This window comes from Salinispora fenicalii, assembly GCF_000514815.1.
Taxonomy (GTDB): Bacteria; Actinomycetota; Actinomycetes; order Mycobacteriales; family Micromonosporaceae; genus Micromonospora; species Micromonospora fenicalii.
The window spans coordinates 72,376-88,757 of record NZ_KI911473.1 but is presented as its reverse complement, the minus strand read 5'-3'; the positions used below and the strand labels follow the sequence as shown (position 1 = coordinate 88,757).

The 16,382-nt window shown below is 71.0% G+C and carries 14 protein-coding genes; 13 read left to right on the top strand and 1 reads right to left on the bottom strand.

The features are described 5' to 3' along the window. The first annotated feature begins 738 nt into the window (after positions 1-738). Positions 739-1,641, top strand: a complete 903-nt coding sequence (locus tag B116_RS0123100; RefSeq protein WP_027661460.1) for a Replicase polyprotein 1ab — start codon at positions 739-741, stop codon at positions 1,639-1,641. Continuing rightward, the gene (locus tag B116_RS0123095; protein WP_027661459.1) at positions 1,638-2,660 is read left to right on the top strand and encodes an HAD-IIA family hydrolase; all 1,023 of its coding nucleotides are present in this window, start codon (positions 1,638-1,640) and stop codon (positions 2,658-2,660) included. The genes B116_RS0123100 and B116_RS0123095 overlap by 4 nt, the downstream gene beginning before the upstream one ends. Before the next feature lie 38 nt (positions 2,661-2,698). On the opposite strand, the gene B116_RS0123090 is transcribed toward B116_RS0123095, so the two are convergent. Beyond that, positions 2,699-3,046, bottom strand: coding sequence for an SCP2 sterol-binding domain-containing protein (locus B116_RS0123090; RefSeq protein ID WP_027661458.1), 348 nt, complete (start codon positions 3,044-3,046; stop codon positions 2,699-2,701). A 109-nt stretch (positions 3,047-3,155) separates the two neighbouring features. Between B116_RS0123090 and B116_RS0123085 the strand changes: the two genes are divergently transcribed. The 11 genes from B116_RS0123085 (at position 3,156) to B116_RS0123030 (ending at position 16,270) form a co-directional block, all read left to right on the top strand. Beyond that, the gene (locus B116_RS0123085) at positions 3,156-3,848 is read left to right on the top strand and encodes a phasin family protein (protein ID WP_027661457.1); all 693 of its coding nucleotides are present in this window, start codon (positions 3,156-3,158) and stop codon (positions 3,846-3,848) included. Beyond that, positions 3,835-4,143: a hypothetical protein gene (locus tag B116_RS0123080; RefSeq protein ID WP_027661456.1), complete on the top strand. Its 309-nt coding sequence runs from the start codon at positions 3,835-3,837 to the stop codon at positions 4,141-4,143. Before B116_RS0123085 ends, B116_RS0123080 begins: the two co-directional genes overlap by 14 nt. Before the next feature lie 17 nt (positions 4,144-4,160). After that, positions 4,161-5,006 (top strand): TlyA family RNA methyltransferase, encoded by an 846-nt coding sequence (locus tag B116_RS0123075; RefSeq protein WP_027661455.1) that lies wholly within the window; start codon positions 4,161-4,163, stop codon positions 5,004-5,006. 22 nt (positions 5,007-5,028) lie between these two features. Next, positions 5,029-5,955, top strand: coding sequence for an NAD kinase (locus B116_RS0123070; RefSeq protein WP_018724345.1), 927 nt, complete (start codon positions 5,029-5,031; stop codon positions 5,953-5,955). A 70-nt stretch (positions 5,956-6,025) separates the two neighbouring features. Further along, positions 6,026-7,783: a DNA repair protein RecN gene (recN, locus tag B116_RS0123065; protein WP_027661454.1), complete on the top strand. Its 1,758-nt coding sequence runs from the start codon at positions 6,026-6,028 to the stop codon at positions 7,781-7,783. A gap of 121 nt (positions 7,784-7,904) precedes the next feature. Next, complete coding sequence (gene steA / locus B116_RS0123060) at positions 7,905-9,083, top strand: putative cytokinetic ring protein SteA (protein ID WP_018724347.1); 1,179 nt, start codon at positions 7,905-7,907, stop codon at positions 9,081-9,083. A 30-nt stretch (positions 9,084-9,113) separates the two neighbouring features. Then, positions 9,114-10,055 (top strand): copper transporter, encoded by a 942-nt coding sequence (locus tag B116_RS0123055; RefSeq protein ID WP_018724348.1) that lies wholly within the window; start codon positions 9,114-9,116, stop codon positions 10,053-10,055. Positions 10,056-10,184: 129 nt separating this feature from the next. Further along, complete coding sequence (locus B116_RS0123045) at positions 10,185-11,051, top strand: hypothetical protein (protein WP_027661453.1); 867 nt, start codon at positions 10,185-10,187, stop codon at positions 11,049-11,051. A 1-nt stretch (position 11,052) separates the two neighbouring features. Further along, a complete protein-coding gene (gene murJ / locus B116_RS0123040; protein ID WP_027661452.1) occupies positions 11,053-12,756 on the top strand; it encodes a murein biosynthesis integral membrane protein MurJ in 1,704 nt (567 codons plus the stop codon). Then, positions 12,753-13,919, top strand: coding sequence for a glycosyltransferase family 4 protein (locus B116_RS0123035; RefSeq protein ID WP_027661451.1), 1,167 nt, complete (start codon positions 12,753-12,755; stop codon positions 13,917-13,919). Before murJ ends, B116_RS0123035 begins: the two co-directional genes overlap by 4 nt. Further along, a complete protein-coding gene (locus B116_RS0123030) occupies positions 13,919-16,270 on the top strand; it encodes a hypothetical protein (protein ID WP_027661450.1) in 2,352 nt (783 codons plus the stop codon). The genes B116_RS0123035 and B116_RS0123030 overlap by 1 nt, the downstream gene beginning before the upstream one ends. Positions 16,271-16,382: the final 112 nt, after the last annotated feature.

Genomic DNA, 16,382 nt, shown 5'->3' with positions numbered 1-16,382 from the left:
GGTGACCGCGGTGGTGAGCGCCGTGAAGGTGGCTTCCGTGGTGGTGAGCGCCGTGAGGGCGGCTTCCGTGGTGGTGACCGGGATGGTTTTCGGGGCGGTGAGCGCCGTGAAGGTGGCTACCGTGGCGGTGACCGCGGTGATTTCCGGGGCGGTGAACGCCGTGAAGGTGGCTACCGTGGNCGCCGTGAAGGTGGCTACCGTGGCGGTGACCGCGGTGATTTCCGGGGCGGTGAACGCCGTGAAGGTGGCTACCGTGGTGGTGACCGCGGTGGTGAGCGTCGTGAGGGCGGCTACCGCGGTGGTGACCGGGATGGTTCCCGGGGCGGTGAGCGTCGCGAGGGCGGCTACCGCGGTGGTAACCGGGGCGGTGAGCGCCGTGAGGGTGGCTACCGTGGCGGTGACCGCGGTGATTTCCGGGGCGGTGAGCGTCGCGAAGGTGGCTACCGTGGCGGTGACCGCGGTGATTTCCGGGGCGGTGAGCGTCGCGAAGGTGGCTACCGTGGTGGTAACCGGGGCGGTGAGCGTCGTGAGGGCGGCTTCCGTGGCGGTGACCGGGATGGTTTCCGGGGCGGTGAGCGCCGCGAGGGCGACTACCGGGACCGCGACCGCCGTGCGGAGCGCCGGTCTGAGCCTGATGCCCCGGTAGGGCCGGAGCTTCCTGAGGAGATCGTTGCCACCGACCTAGACAAAGATGTCCGTGCCGAACTGCTCGCCCTAGCTAAGCCGACCGCCGAGAAGGTGGCCCGGCACCTGGTTGCAGTCGGGCAGTTGATTGACGAGGACCCAGCTGAGGCGCTGGCTCATGCCCTCGCAGCCCGGCGGCTCGCTGCGCGTATCGCCGCCGTCCGTGAGGCAGTCGGCCTGGCCGCGTACCACGCCGGTGAGTGGCAGACGGCGGTCGCCGAACTGCGGACGTACCACCGGATGACCGGTCTGCAGAGTCACCTCGCGGTGCTGGCTGACTGTGAGCGGGCGCTCGGCCGTCCGGAGCGGGCGGTCGATCTGTACCGGGGGGCAGACCGGAAAGAGCTGGACCGCGCGGTTGCTGGAGAGCTGCTGATCGTTGCTGCTGGCGCACGGGGCGACCTGGGCCAGAAGGACGCCGCGGTGGCGATGCTCCAGGTGCCGGAACTGACCGGGGAGGCGGCGGAGCCGTGGACGGTACGGCTGCGGTACGCGTACGCGGATGCGTTGCTCGCGGTAGGCCGACGTGAGGAGGCCCGAGAGTGGTTCTCCCGTGCGGCGGAGGTCGACACGGACGGAGCGACCGATGCGGCCGAGCGCCTGTTGGAGCTCGACGGAGTGATGATCGAGGGCGATGAGGAGGACGAGGCCGAGGACGTCGCCGCTGACCCAGGTGCCCTCGGTGCTGGGTCGGAAGAACCGGGTGCTGAGTTCGTTGACGGGGACGCGCCTGATGCTGAGTCCACCGGAGCCCAAGACGGTGCTGACGACGTCTCGGACGACGACGTCTCGGACGACGACGTTGACGACGCCCTGGGTGACGATGAGCTTGGGTCGGGCAGTGGACCCCTAGCGCCGGAAGCCGGTGCTGGTGACCCGAGTGGCCTGAACACCCAGCGGTCCGGTGGTGACTCGGAGAGCCCGGTTGACGGCGACGAGGCGGGTACCGGGAAGTGACGCTGACCGGCGGAAGGCGGCTGGTTGACGGGTACGCCCTGGTCATTTTTGACCTGGACGGGGTGATCTACCTGGTTGACCAGCCGATCCCCGGGGCGATCGAGGCGGTGCGCCAGCTACATGCCGAGGATCGGGCGGTCGCGTACGCCACGAACAACGCCTCTCGTCGGCCCAGTGAGGTGGCCGATCTGCTTACCGGTATGGGCATCGCTGCCCGCCCGGAGGAGGTGCTGACCTCCGCGGCGGCCACCGCGCAGTTGCTTCGCGAGCGGCATCCAGCGGGGACGCGGATCCTGGTCGTGGGGGCGGAGGCGCTGCGTGCCGAGATCCGCGCCGCCGGGCTTACCCCGGTCGCACGGGCCGAGGATGAGCCGGTCGCGGTGGTTCAGGGGTACGGGCCGCAGGTCGGCTGGGCTGACCTGGCTGAGGCAACGGCGGCGATTCGAGGTGGGGCGACCTGGGTCGCTACCAACACCGACCGCACGCTGCCCAGTAAGCGTGGTCCACTTCCTGGCAACGGTGCCTTGGTCGCCGCGGTGCGGATCGCGCTCGGTCGGGATCCGGACCTGGTCGTGGGTAAGCCCGCGCCGGAGCTCTTCGTCGCTGCCTCCCGCCGGGCCAGCGGGGGGCCTGCCCTGGTTGTCGGTGACCGCTTGGACACCGACATCGAGGGTGCGGTCCGCGCGGGACTGGACAGCTTGTTGGTGCTGACCGGTGTTAGCGACGTGGCCGAGCTGCTGGCTGCTGCGCCTGAGCATCGACCGACGTTTGTGTCAGTGGACTTGGCGGGGCTCTTCGAGCCGGCTGCGGTGGTGCGGGTGCCGGGTCCGACGGAGGCCGATGGGTGGTCCGCGGCGGCCCGCGACAACTGGCTGGAACTGTCTGGTGCGGGACGTCCGCTGGATGCGCTGCCGGTGCTCTGCGCGGCGGCATGGTCCACCGCGCGGTCGTTGCCGGTGCGGGCGGTCTCCTCGGCGGCTGAGCGGGCGCTCGCGACGTTCGGCCTGTTGTCCGGCTGAGCAACTCCGGCCGGAGGCCGCGGTGAATCTGGTCGCGCTCAGCTTGTCCCGAGCAGCTTGCGAAGCTTAATCAAGTCGAACGGGTTAGCTTTGATGGACACCCGTCGGGATGCCACCGCGCGGGTGATGTCCAGTTCCCCGCGGACCAGGGCGAGGAGGTCCTCGCTGGTGGTGCTCAGGGCGATCTTGGCCTTCGGGTCGTCACCGTCGGCGAGGTCTGTCAGCTGGCCGTCGATGAGGCGGCCGTGGAATGCGGCGTCCAGATCGGTGATCCGGCAGGCCAGCGTCCGATCCAGGCCGACGTGCTCGCGCACGGCCTCGGCGTTGCCGTTCAGCCGAGCGGTGAGGTCCCGCAACGCCTGCCGGCACTCGTCAACGCTAGCCACATCGCCTCCACAACTCGCCACACCACTCTCCGGCACCGTACCGCACGGGTGGCCTGGCCACGCCGGTAGCGTGAGGACCGCACATCCCCTCTCGCGGAAGGACTCAGGCATGCAGGACGCGTGGCGCTCCTACCTTGCGTTGGCCATGGGCCTGGCAGAGGCGCCCCGGAGGAAGGCCCAGGAGACGGCGCGGCGGCTGGTCGGTGCTGGCGGCGCTACCGCGGTCCAGCTTCAGGCGCTTGCCGAGGAACTGGTCTCCACAAGTGCGGCCAACCGGGAAGCGTTGACCAAGCTGGTCCGGTTCGAGGTCGAACGGGCGCTCGGTGCTGTCGGCCTCGCCACCGCCGAGGAGGTGACCGAGCTGACCCGGCGGGTACGCGAGCTGGAGCGGCGGCTTCGGGAAGCACCAAACGGGTTGCCGGCGGCGCGCGCTGCCAGCGGAACCGTGGCGGACGACGTGGATGCGGACCAACCGGTCGCACCGGGTATTGCTGTGGAGCCGAGGGCGCCGCTGCTGACTGCTACGCCTACCGCGGCAGAGGAACCTTCGTCCGGACGCACCGTGACCACGCCCAGCACGGCGAAGGAGCCGGCCGCGAAGAAGCCGGTCGTGAAGAAGCCGGTCGTGAAGAAGTCGGTTGAGAAGAAGCCGGTTGCACTGAAGTCGGTTGAGAAGAAGCCGGTCGTGAAGAAGACGGTGCCCGGACAGTCTGTGGCGGTACGGCCGTCAACGGAGCTGTCAGCCGTACCGCGGTCGGCGAAGAGGGCGTCGCGTAAGCAGCATCCGGGTGGCCCGGAGTGAGCGCCGTCCACTGCCAGTCGGGTTCCGCTGGGGGGCAGCCGTGACCGGTCTGCCCCGCCCCGGTCCGCCGCCCGCTTCTTCCCCACTTGGTGGGCCGGTGGCGTCGCGACCAGCACCGGCTGCGCTCGCCGCCGAAAAAGCCGGGGGCGAGACGGCGGCGCCGAATCCGGCGGTTGACGCCGCGGTGCAGGCGATGGTCAACGTCGCCGGACTACCCCTGGCGGACCAGATCGCGCAGTACGAAGCGGCATACGAAACACTGCGGGAAACCCTCGCCAGCATTGACCAGTCCTAAGAGCCGGAGAAGCAGGTATGGCACGTCGTACCCGGTTGGACGCGGAACTCGTCCGCCGCGGCCTGGCACGCTCGCGCGAGCAGGCCGCCGCCTTGGTGGAGGCTGGTCGCGTTCAGTTACGCGGCGTCCCGGCCCGCAAGGTCGCCGCGATGGTTGACCCCGCCGATCCGCTGCTGGTCACCGGGGCAGATCCGGCCTCGGAGTACGTCTCGCGGGGCGGGCACAAGCTGGCTGGTGCCTTGGCCTCCTTCGGTCCGAGTGGGCTGACCGCCACCGGGCGGCGCTGCCTCGACGCCGGTGCTTCCACTGGCGGGTTCACCGACGTGTTGCTGCGCGTCGGCGCGGCCGAGGTGGTGGCGGTTGATGTCGGGTACGGGCAGCTCGCCTGGCCACTGCGCAACGATGAGCGGGTACGCGTCTTCGAGCGGACCAACGTGCGTACGCTTACGCCAGCGGCCATCGATGGCCCGGTTGACCTTACCGTCGCTGACCTGTCGTTCATTTCGCTGCGGCTGGTGTTGCCGGCCCTGGCAGCTTGTACCCGACCGGGCGGCGATCTGGCGCTGATGGTGAAGCCGCAGTTCGAGGTGGGGCGCGATCGGGTCGGCGCCGGAGGAGTGGTGCGTGATCCAGCGTTGCGGGCCGAGGCGGTGCTGGATGTGGCCGGTGCGGCGGCCCAACTCGGGTTGGGTCTCGCTGATGTTTGTGCCAGCCCGTTGCCGGGGCCCAGCGGGAACGTCGAGTTCTTCGTATGGTTACGCCGGGACGCGCCTGCGGCTGATCCGGAGCGGGTGCGGGCGGTGGTGACGGCCGGGGCCGCCGGCGGTCGGTCCGGCACAGCGACGGAGGAGGTAGTGGGGTGAGCGGGCGGGTGAGCCGGGTGGTGTGCGGGGCCGACGACGGGCCCCGGACGGTACGGCGGGTGTGGTGAACCGGATTGCGCTGCTGGTGACGCACACCGGGCGGCGGCGCAGCACTGAACACGCACGGGCGGTGGCCGCGGATTTGATCGCGGCTGGCTTCGTAATTCGCGTTCTCGCCGAGGAGGCCGAGGATCTCGACCTACCCGGGGTGGTTCCGGTGACTGGTCCGGAAGCCGCGGAGGGTGCTGAGATCGTCTTTGCGTTGGGTGGGGACGGTACGTTTCTGCGGGCCGCCGAGCTGGCCCGGCCGGCGAAGGTGCCACTACTCGGGATCAACCTCGGTAAGGTCGGCTTTCTCGCCGAGGCTGAGATCGACGATCTGGACTCGGTGGTTCGGGACGTGGTGGGTCGCAACTACACCGTGAACGAACGGCTCACGCTGGATGTGACCGCCGAGTTCAATGGTGGCCCGACGATCGAGTCCTGGGCGTTGAACGAGATCAGCGTCGAAAAGGGCGAGCGGGCCCAGATGCTCGAGCTCCTCGTTGACGTTGATGGGCGGCCGTTGTCCCGCTATGGCTGTGACGGAGTTGTCTGCGCCACTCCCACCGGCTCAACGGCCTACGCGTTCTCCGGCGGTGGCCCGGTCGTGTGGCCCGAGGTGGAGGCCCTGTTGCTGGTGCCGATCAGCGCGCATGCGCTCTTCAGTCGGCCGCTGGTCACGGCGCCCACGTCCACCTTCGTCATCACCGTAGACCCCTTTACCAGTCTCGCGGTGCTCTGTTGTGACGGACGGCGGGTGTACGACCTTCCGCCGGGCGCACGGGTGACGGTGCGGCGCGGGGCCTTGCCGGTGCGGATCGTGCAGCTGACGGCCCGGCCCTTCACCGATCGGCTGGTGGCCAAGTTTGATCTGCCGGTGCAGGGCTGGCGGGGCAGCCGACACTGAGCGGGCCACCGTCGGTGCTCGCGGCTGTCGGCTGGTCAAGCGTCGGGCACCGCGTCTACTGTCAGGTGCTGTGCTGGAAGAGCTACGCATCACCGGACTGGGTGTCATTGAGGACACGACGCTGCCGCTAGCCGGCGGTATGAACGTGATCACTGGTGAGACCGGTGCGGGTAAGACCATGGTGGTGACTGGTCTCGGTCTGCTCTTTGGCGGGCGTGCCGACGCCGGGCGGGTGCGGGCTGAGCCCGGCCGCGCGGTGGTCGAGGGTCGGCTGCGGCTGGCCGGAAGGGTCGCCGAGACCGTATGTGCTCGGATCATCGACGCGGGTGGTGAGCCGGACGAGGACGGTTCGGTGTTGCTCAGTCGCACCGTCACCACAGAAGGCCGCTCTCGTGCCCATCTCGGCGGCCGGAGCATGCCGGTGTCGATGCTCGCCGAGGTGGGTGAGCAGGTGCTCGCGGTGCACGGTCAGTCCGACCAACTGCGGCTGCTGCGCCCGGCCGAGCAGCGTGCCGCGCTCGACCGGTTCGCCGGTCCGGAGCACGAGAAGCTGCTCGACGCGTTGCGCGAGGTATACACCCGGTGGCGGTCGGTGGTGGACGACTTGGCCAGCCGGCGTCGAAACGCGCGGGAGCGAAATCGAGAGGCCGACCTGCTGCGCCTCGGTCTCGACGAGATCACCCGGGTTGATCCGCAGCCGGGCGAGGACGACGAGCTCAAGGCGGAGGCGCAACGGCTGGAGCACGCCGAGGGGCTGCGGACCGCGGCGCGGCTGGCCCAGCAGTGTGTGGCCGGGGGGATGGAGGCCGCCGAGGACACTCCGGATGTTACGACGCTACTTGGCACCGCCCGCCGTACCTTGGATGGGCAGTCCGGCACCGACCCCGCCCTTGGGGAGCTGGCGACGCGTTTGGAGGAGGCGGCAACCCTGGTCGCAGATGTCTCCGCGGAGTTGTCGACGTACCTGGCGGGGCTGGACGCTGATCCGGCGCGGTTGCAGGCGGTCTACGAGCGGCGGGTCGCCTTGCGTGCGCTGACCCGCAAGTACGCTGACGACACCGATGGGGTGATTGCCTGGGCTGAGCGGGCCCGGGCCCAACTGTCCGATCTAGATTCCTCGGATGAGCTCCTCGACGAGCTGGACCGGGAGGTGTCCCGGCTGGCCGGCGAGGTAGCCGACCTGGCAGGTCGGGTGTCGGTGGCGCGACAGGAGGCAGCGACCCGGTTTGCGGCACAGGTCACCACTGAGCTGGCGGGGTTGGCTATGCCACATTCTCGGGTCGAGGTGGGGGTGCTGCCCCGCCCGGTGGGGAAGTCTGAGCCCGGTCTTTCGGTCAACGGCGTCGAGGTTGGGATCGGTCCGGACGGCGGCGACGAGGTGGAGCTGCGTCTGTTGGCCCATCCGGGTGCGCCAGCATTGCCGCTGCAGCGGGGTGCCTCCGGTGGTGAGCTGTCCCGGGTGATGCTCGCCATCGAGGTGGTCTTCGCCGGCTCGGGCGGCCCGCCTGCGCTCGTTTTTGACGAGGTTGACGCCGGGGTCGGTGGCCAGGCCGCGGTGGAGATCGGCCGTCGACTGGCCCGGCTGGCTCGCAGCCACCAAGTGCTCGTCGTCACCCATCTGCCCCAGGTCGCCGCGTTCGCCGACCGGCACCTGGTAGTGGCGAAGGACACCGGCGGTGCGGTGACGACCAGTGGGGTGCGGGTGGTCGAGGACACCGAGCGGGCGCGGGAGCTCGCCCGTATGCTTGCCGGTCTGCCGGATTCGGACCTGGGAATCGCGCACGCCGAGGAGCTACTGGCCGTGGCGGCACGGGAGCGGCGGGCGTAGCGTCGCGGTTCAGTAGCGCCACCGGCGCGCCGTCCCACGCCATAGTGTGCTTCTCTGGACTGGCGGCCCGCGCAAGCATGTCGCGTGAAGGTCGCCCGCTTCACATGCCAGGATGGTTACGATGCGTCTACCTACGTTGCGCTGGACCCGACCCGCCGATCCGGGCCGGGCCGGCGGCACCGCCCGTCTGGACCGTCGGACCAAACGTCTGGTTGGCCGGCTTCGTCCCGGCGATGTGGCGGTGATCGACCACGTCGACCTGGACCGGGTCGCCGCCGATTCGCTGGTCGCGGTCGGTGTCGGGGCCGTCCTTAACGCCAAGCCGTCGGTCTCGGGCCGCTACCCCAACCTTGGCCCGGAAGTGCTGATCGAGGCCGGTATCCCGCTCCTGGACGATCTGGGTGAGGGTGTCTTCGAACGGATTCAGGAGGGCGACACCGTCCGGATCGAGGGCAACACGGTCTATCTGGGCGAAGAGCCGGTGGCCCATGGTGACTTGCAGGATGCGGAGAGCATCGGGAAGGCGATGGCCGATGCCCGGGAGGGGCTTTCGGTCCAGCTGGAGGCGTTCGCGGCGAACACCATGGTCTACCTGAAGCAGGAGCGGGATCTACTGCTCTATGGGGTGGGTGTTCCGGACATCCGTACCGAAATTCAGGGCCGGCACTGCCTGATCGTGGTGCGCGGCTACGACTACAAGGCCGACCTGGATGTGTTGCGCCCGTACATCCGGGAGTTCAAGCCGGTGCTTATCGGCGTTGACGGCGGGGCGGATGCTCTGGTCGAGGCCGGCTATCCACCCGACATGATCATCGGTGACATGGATTCGGTGACTGACGACGTGCTGCGTTGCGGTGCCGAGGTCGTAGTGCACGCCTACCCGGATGGGCGGGCACCCGGGCTGGCCCGGGTCAACGGCCTCGGCGTCCCGGCAGTCACCTTTCCCGCCGCAGCCACCAGCGAGGACCTGGCGATGCTGCTCGCCGACGAGAAGGGCGCCTCGCTCCTGGTAGCGGTCGGTACACACGCCACGCTCGTCGAGTTCCTGGACAAGGGACGGGGCGGGATGGCGTCGACCTTCCTGACCCGGCTGAAGGTTGGCGGCAAGCTGGTTGACGCCAAGGGCGTGAGCCGGCTCTACCGGCAGAGCATTTCCGGATCCTCGCTGCTGCTGCTGGTGCTGTCCGCGATTGCCGCGATGGCCTCGGCCGTGGCGGTCTCCACCGTCGGCAAGGCGTACCTGGGTGTGGTCTCCGAGTGGTGGAACAATTTTGTGTTCCAGCTGGAACGGCTCTTCTGACGCCGTCCACCCGACAAAGAGGCTGCAGGTGTGATCAACTTCCGGTACCACGTGGTGTCCCTGACCGCGGTCTTTCTGGCGCTGGCGATCGGCCTGGTGGTGGGTACCACCGCGCTCAACGGGCCGGTGGCGGATGCCCTCAACGAGAACGTCAACGAGCTGCGGAAAGACAACCAGGTGTGGCGTCAGGCGGTCAACAACCTCGAGGAGGAACTGACCCGCGAGGATGACTACGCCGCCGAGCTGGCTGGGGTGGTCCTGCCGGGCCGGCTCACCGGCAAGCGGGTGCTGGTGCTCAGCCTGCCGACGGGGCGCAAACACACCGACGGCGTGGTCAAGATGCTCCAGCTCGGCACCGCCGATGTGGTTGGCCGGGTCGATCTGCAGGACAAGTTCATCAACCCGGAGAACAACAACGACCTGCTGGAACTGGCGGTCACCGCGGCCCGTCCCACCAACGCGCCGACCACCAACCTGCCCGGCAATGGGCACGGCGTGGAGACCTCCAGCGCTCTGCTGGCCACGGTGCTGCTGGACGGGGCGCTTGAGGCAACGCCGATCAGTGAGGCTGACCGGCGGGCCGTGCTGGCCGCGTACACCAACGCTAATTACCTCACCACCTCCGAGCGGCTCACTCAGTCGGCGGAGGCGGTCGTGATCGTCAGTGGTCCGCCGTACACGGACAAGGACTCCTCGAAGAAGGACGAGTCCGTGGTTAAGATCACTGAGCAGTTCGATCGGACCGGCGCGACCGTGGTCGGTGGCACTGGTTCGGAAGGCGGGAACCTGGTGGCCTTCGTCCGGGGCGACGCGGTGCTGGCTGGGGAGATCTCCACAGTCGACAACGCCAACACCGTCAAGGGGCAGCTAGTAGCCGCGCTCGCCCTGGTACAACAGGTCAACGAGGACAAGGCTGGTCACTATGGCGTCGGCGACAACGCCGCGTCGCTGGTTCCTAGACTGCCCCAATGATCGTGACGATCAACATCAGGTCCTGGCCCGCCAACCGGAAGGAGTCGGCGTGAGTGAGCGTGCCGAGCAGTCCGCCGCGGGCAACAGCCAAGCGGATCAACTGATCATTGTGGCGTGCGAGGTGACGGCGTGAGGTGGCTTGGTCGGCTCGTCGTCGCCGGTGCCGGCGCCGCCGTCGCCCGTTACGCGTTGCATGGGGTACGAACCTCGCCGGCGGGTCCAGCGTTGGAGCGGACGAACTTTCGGGGCCGGCCAGTGACTCTCGCGGCCGGCCCGGCGCTCGCCGCCGGTGCCGCCGTCGCCGGTGCCACCGGCGCACCGGGGGCCGCGGCCGGCGGGGCTGCCCTGGTCGCCGGCCTCGGCGCCGGGGCGGTGGGGCTCTACGACGACGTGGTCGGCGCGCGGCCGGAGCAGAAGGCCGCCAAAGGCTTCGCCGGGCACCTAGCTGGGCTGCGCGAGGGGCGGATCACCGCCGGCCTAGTCAAGATCGTCGGCGTGGGTGCGGCGGGGCTTGCCGCCGCCGCACTGCTCGCCGGTGACCCGGTCGTCGCCCGGCACCCGCGCCGGCAGCGGCAGGGCGCGGCCGGCCGGGGAGTGGACGTCCTCCTCGGCGCGGGCGTGATCGCCGGCACCGCCAATCTGATCAACCTGCTCGACCTGCGGCCAGGTCGGGCGGTGAAGTCCGGTCTTCTGCTCGGCGCGCCGCTGGCCGCCAGTCCGCACGGCGGGATCGTCGCCGGTGCTGCCGGAGCCGCCGCCGGGCTGCTCCCCGCTGACCTCGACGAGGACGTGATGCTCGGCGACAGCGGCGCCAACGCGCTCGGTGCGCTGCTCGGCGTTGCGCTCGCCGCTCGCACCGGCCCGGCCGGCCGGGCCGGTCTGCTCGCCATCCTCGCCGGGCTCACCGCCGCCAGCGAGCGGATCAGCTTCACCCAGGTCATCCAGCAGACCCCGGGGCTGCGCGAGCTGGACGCGCTGGGTCGCCGCGCCGACTGACGTGACGAAACCGGCCCCATCCGTCGCCGCCGGCCGAGTAGCCGGGGCCGCCGCGCTGATCGCCGTACTCACCGTGGTCAGTCGGCTCGCCGGCTTCGGTCGTACCGCCGTGTTCACCTGGACGCTCGCGCCCACCGATCTTGGTGGTACGTATGTGGTGGCGAACGCCGCTCCGAACGTGATCTTCGAGATGGTCGCCGGCGGTGCCCTCGCCAGCCTGGTGGTGCCGCTGCTGGCCGCTCCGGTGGCGGCGGCGGACCGGGAGACGGTTGCTCGGACCACCGGGGCGCTGCTCACCTGGGTTCTTACCCTGCTGGTGCCACTCGCGCTGGCGGTGGCGCTGCTGGCCGGCCCGATCGTGGAGCTGCTGGGCGGCGGACTGGACCCCGCCCAGCAGGCCAGCGGCGAGCGGATGCTGCGGCTGTTCGCCCCGCAACTGCCGCTGTATGGGGTCGGCATCGTGCTCACCGGGGTTCTCCAGGCGCACCGCCGGTTCGCCTGGCCGGTGATCGCCCCACTGCTGTCCAGCCTCACCGTCATCGCGGTCTACCTGGGCTTCACCCTCACCGAGGGGCGGCTGGCCAGTGTGGCGGGCGTCAGCCGCGGCGGTGAACTGCTGCTGTCGTTGGGAACGACCGCCGGAGTGGCGGTGCTGTCCCTGTCGCTGCTGATCCCGTTCCGCCGGCTGGGATATGCGCCGGTGCTCGGCTTCCGCTTCCCCGCCGACGCCCGTACCCGGGTCGGTGGACTCGCGGTGGCCGGCGCGGTGACGGTGACCGCGCAGCAGGTAGCGCTTGTGGTGAGCCTGAACCAGGTGTCCTACGGTGCAGTCAGTAACCTCGGCGCGTTCCAGCTCGCCCAGACGGTCTACCTGCTGCCGTGGGCGGTGCTGGCGGTGCCATTGGCGGTAGCCGCCTATCCGAGCCTGGCCGCTGCCGGATCCCTCGGGGACGAGGCGGCGTACCGGACGACGTTGGCCCCGGCCGCCCGGGGAGTGCTGCTGCTGAGCTGCCTCGGTGCGGCCGTTCTGGTCGGTACGGCCGTGCCAGTGGGGCACTTCTTCCTCGTCGACGGCGCGGCAGCGACCGCCGCTGCCGGGATCGCCGGCTTCGCGCCCGGCCTGATCGGCTACGGACTCTTCGCCGTGCTGAGCCGTGCCCTCTACGCGCGAGGTCAGGCGCGGGCGGCCACCGGCGCGATCGCCGTCGGTTTTCTCGTGGTGCCCGCCGCGGCGTTGCTGCTCAGCGCCGCGCTGCCACTGCGGGATCGGGTTCCGGCGGTCACCCTGGCGAATTCGGTGGGGATGACGGTGCTTGGCGCCCTGCTGGTGCTCGCCGTCCGACGGACCGCCGGCGCCACTGCGCTCGCCGGAATCGGCCGTGCCGGGGCAGCCGGCCTGATCGGCGGGGGGCTGGCGGCGTTGGTGGGTTGGGCGGTCGCGCGGTCGCTGCTGGCGGCCACCGACGGCACCCCGGGCGCACCGGTGGCCCTTGTACAGGGCATGCTGTCCGGTGTCGTGGTCGGTGTCGTTTTCCTCGCGGCGGTCTGGCTACTGGACCGGCCGGACGTACGACCGTTGCTCGCCGGCGTGCTGCGGCGGCTCGGGCTGACCCTCGGGAGGCGCTCGCCGACCCCGGTCGGCGAGCAGCGGCAGGACGGTGTCCCCCCGGAGCGGGGCGACGGGAAGGAGACGGTGTCCCGGTGACGGAACCGACCCAGCGGGCCGGCCGGGGCGGCACGGTCGCCCTGTTGCTCGCCTCCAGCACCGGTGGTGTGGGGCAGCACGTCCGGTCGTTGGCCGCCGGACTGATCAGCGGGGGCATCGCGGTGCTGGTCTGTGGCCCGGCCGCGACCGAAGAGCAGTTCAAGTTCACCGGTGTCGGCGCTCGCTTCCGGGCGGTGGAGATCCCGGCCAGCCCGACCCCCGCTGACCTGCGGGCGGTGACCGCGTTCCGCCGGGCCCTCGCCGCCGAACCGGTCGCTGTGGTGCACGCGCACGGGCTGCGCGCCGGTCTGGTCGCTGTCGTCGCCCGGCCGGCTGTCCCGCTGGTGGTCACCTGGCACAATGCCGTCCTCAGCGGTGGCCTACGCGGCAGCGCGTCACGCCTGGTCGAGCGGGTCGTCGCCCGTGGTGCTCAGGTGACCCTCGGTGCCTCGGTCGACCTGGTCGCGCGAGCCACCGCCTTGGGTGCGCCGGACGCCCGGTTCGCCCCGGTCGCCGCGCCGCCGCTGCCCGAGCCGCACCGCCGCCGTGACGCGGTCCGCGCCGAGTTTGGCGTCGGTAGCGACCAGCCGTTGATCCTGTCGGTCGGCAGACTGCATCCCCAGAAGCGGTACGACGTCCTGGTTGACGCCGCTGCCCGGTGGCGGACCCACAACCCGGTACCGGCCGTGGTGATCGCCGGCAGCGGACCCGCCTACCTGCAACTGGCGGCCCGGATCTCCGCTGCCCGGGCGCCGGTGACCCTGCTCGGGCACCGTACTGACGTGGCCGACCTGTTGGCCGGCGCCGACATCGCCGTGGTCACCAGCGACTGGGAGGCCCGGCAGCTGTTCGCACAGGAGGCGATGCGGGTCGGTGTACCGCTGGTGGCGACCGCGGTCGGCGGCCTGCCGGAGCTGGTCGAGGACGCGGCGATCCTGGTACCGCCGGGTGATGTCGACGCGGTTGACACCGCCGTCGGCAGGCTGCTGGAAGACCCGGCCCGACGGGCCGAACTGAGTCGGCGGGCCCGTGCGCAAGCGGCGACCTGGCCGACCGAGGCGGAGACCTGCGCCCACCTCGCCGCCCTCTACGCCGAGCTGTCCCCGGGCACAGCCGGCCCCACCACCCCGGACGCTGGTGCACCATCGACGGGACCGCGGTAATGCTGCGCCGACTCACCCCCGCCCTGCTTACCCTGCTCGTCGTGGCGCTCGCCGTTGCCGCACTGGCCGCCCGGCCGACGGTCCACTCCCCGGAGCGGACCGCCGACTTCGTGGTCCTGGCCGGGGTTGCCGGGCTGCGGTGGGAAGACGTGGACGCGCAGACGACACCGACGCTGTGGCGGCTGGCGCAGGAGGGCTCGATCGGATCGTTGGCGGTGCGCTCCGCCCACCGGCCCACCTGCCCGGTGGACGGCTGGCTGACCCTCGGCGCGGGCAGCTTCGCCGCCTGGCCGGGCGAGCGGCCGGAGGGCACCTGCCCACCCACCGACGTCATCGTGGAGCGGCCGGACGGAATCGGTGCGAACCTGCCAGACCAGGAGGGCGCCGTCCTATCGAACCAGGAACGGCTCTCCTGGGGGGCCGTGCCGGGTTCGCTGTCGGAGTCGGTGCGTTGCTCGGTGGCGGTGGGCCCGGGCGCGGCGGTGGCCGCTGCCCGGCCGTTCGGCCGGGTGGACCGGTACGCGCCGGAACTGCCGGCAGATCCGACCGACCTCCTACGCTCGTGTGTGCTCAGCATTGTCGATCTCGGTGCCGTCGAAGGTGCGGATCCGGCGGCCCGGGCGGCTGCCGCCCGCGCGGCCGACGCCCGGCTGGCCCGGGTGCTGGCCGCCCGCCCGCCCCGCTCCCTGGTCATCGTCGCCGGGGTAGCGGACACGGAGGAGCCGTCCCGGCTGCACGTCGCGGTCGCCAATGGCGCCGGCTGGGAACGTGGCTGGCTGACCTCGCCGACCACTGACCGTCCGGGCTACCTGCAACTGGTTGATCTTGCGCCGACCGCGCTCACCGCCCTGGGCCGGCCACTACCCGAGCGTCCGTTTCTTGGGCGGGCTGCCGAGTCTGTCGGTGGCCGGCCGGCCGACCTCGCCACCGCGATCGCCGGCCCGGTGGACGCCGACCGGGAGGCCGCAGCACAGCGCCGCGTCACCGGCTGGTTCTTCGGGTTGCTCGCCGTCGCGCAGGTGCTCCTCGGGGTGGCGGTGTTACCGCTGCTGCGCCGGGCTCGACGACACGCCGGCCCGTACGGTCCCCAGCCGGTATCCCGGCGGATCGTCGCGGTGGTGGAGCTGCTGCTGATCGCGGCTGCGCTCGCCCTGCCGGCCGCACTCCTGGCAGATCTGGTCCCATGGTGGCGTGGTGCGCACTCCGGGTGGTACTTCGCCGGGGTCACCCTCGCATTGATCGTCGCCGCGACGGCGCTCGTCCGGTTCCTGCCCGGCTACGGGAGCACCCTTGGGCCACTGGGCGCGGTGGCGTTCCTGGCTACGCTGACAGTCGGTGCCGATGTGCTGACCGGCACCCACCTTCAGCTCAACGGTGTCGTCGGCTACTCCGCGGTGGACGGGGGCCGGTTCGTTGGCCTGGGCACGGTGGGACTGGGAGTGCTACTGGCCGGGGCGCTACTCCTCGCCGGCTGGCTGGCCCAGCGGGTACGCCGTTCCCGGCGACCGGTGGTGATTGTGGCCGTCGCTGGGGCCGCCGTTGTGCTGGTCGGCAGCCCCTACCTCGGTGCCGACTCCACCGGCGCGGTCGCGTTGACCGCCGGAGTGAGCCTCGCCGCGGCGATCAGCGCCAGTGGTTGGTTGACGCTGACCCGCCTGGCCTGGGCGACGATGGCTGGGCTGGCGGTAACGGTAGGTTTCGCCCTGGTCGACCTCGACCGCCCGACCGGTGAGCGAGGCGATCTGGGTCGGTTCCTGGCCGCCGTCGGCGACGGGACCGGGGGGCTGATTGTGCACCGGGCCAACACCGCCAACCTGGAGACGCTCTTCGGCAGCCCGTTGACGGTGCTGGCCCTGGCCGGTGTGCTCCTGGTGTGGTTCGCTCTGCTGCAGCCGTGGGGCGGGCTGCGGCGGCTGTTCGGCATCTACCCGGCGGTTCGGGGAGCGATGACCGGCACCGCGGTCGCGGCCGTACTCGGCGGGCTACTGGGCGGGGCGGCGCTGGACGTCGCCGGGGCGGCGGCCGCTGTGGTGGTGCCGATGGCGGCCCTCGCCGCGCTGCGGGTACTGGACCACTCCACCGACCGGACCAGTCCGACGCCCGGCGGGGATGGCGGCCCGGGAGACTCGACCGGCTCCGGTGGTGGGCCAGATCGAGGCCGGCGCTCCGATGGCGTCGGTGGCGAAGGCAGCCCGGCTGGCTCGGCACTGGGTGGCCGCGGTTCGGCAGACCAACCGGGACCGTCCGCGGGCGGCGAGGCCGGTGCGGCGCCGGTGGACCGATGGGATGCCGGCCCAGCCGCCGGCAAGATCCCGACGGCTCGCGCATCGGACGAGGTCACGACGGTCTGACCCGCCAGCGGTAGGCGATGCTGCTGGCGGGTGCGCCGGGTGGCAGGAGCAGGTGGGGTGTTAGCGTGGAATCCCGTGGATCGCGTGATCACTCTGCTGATCGGCACGGCGG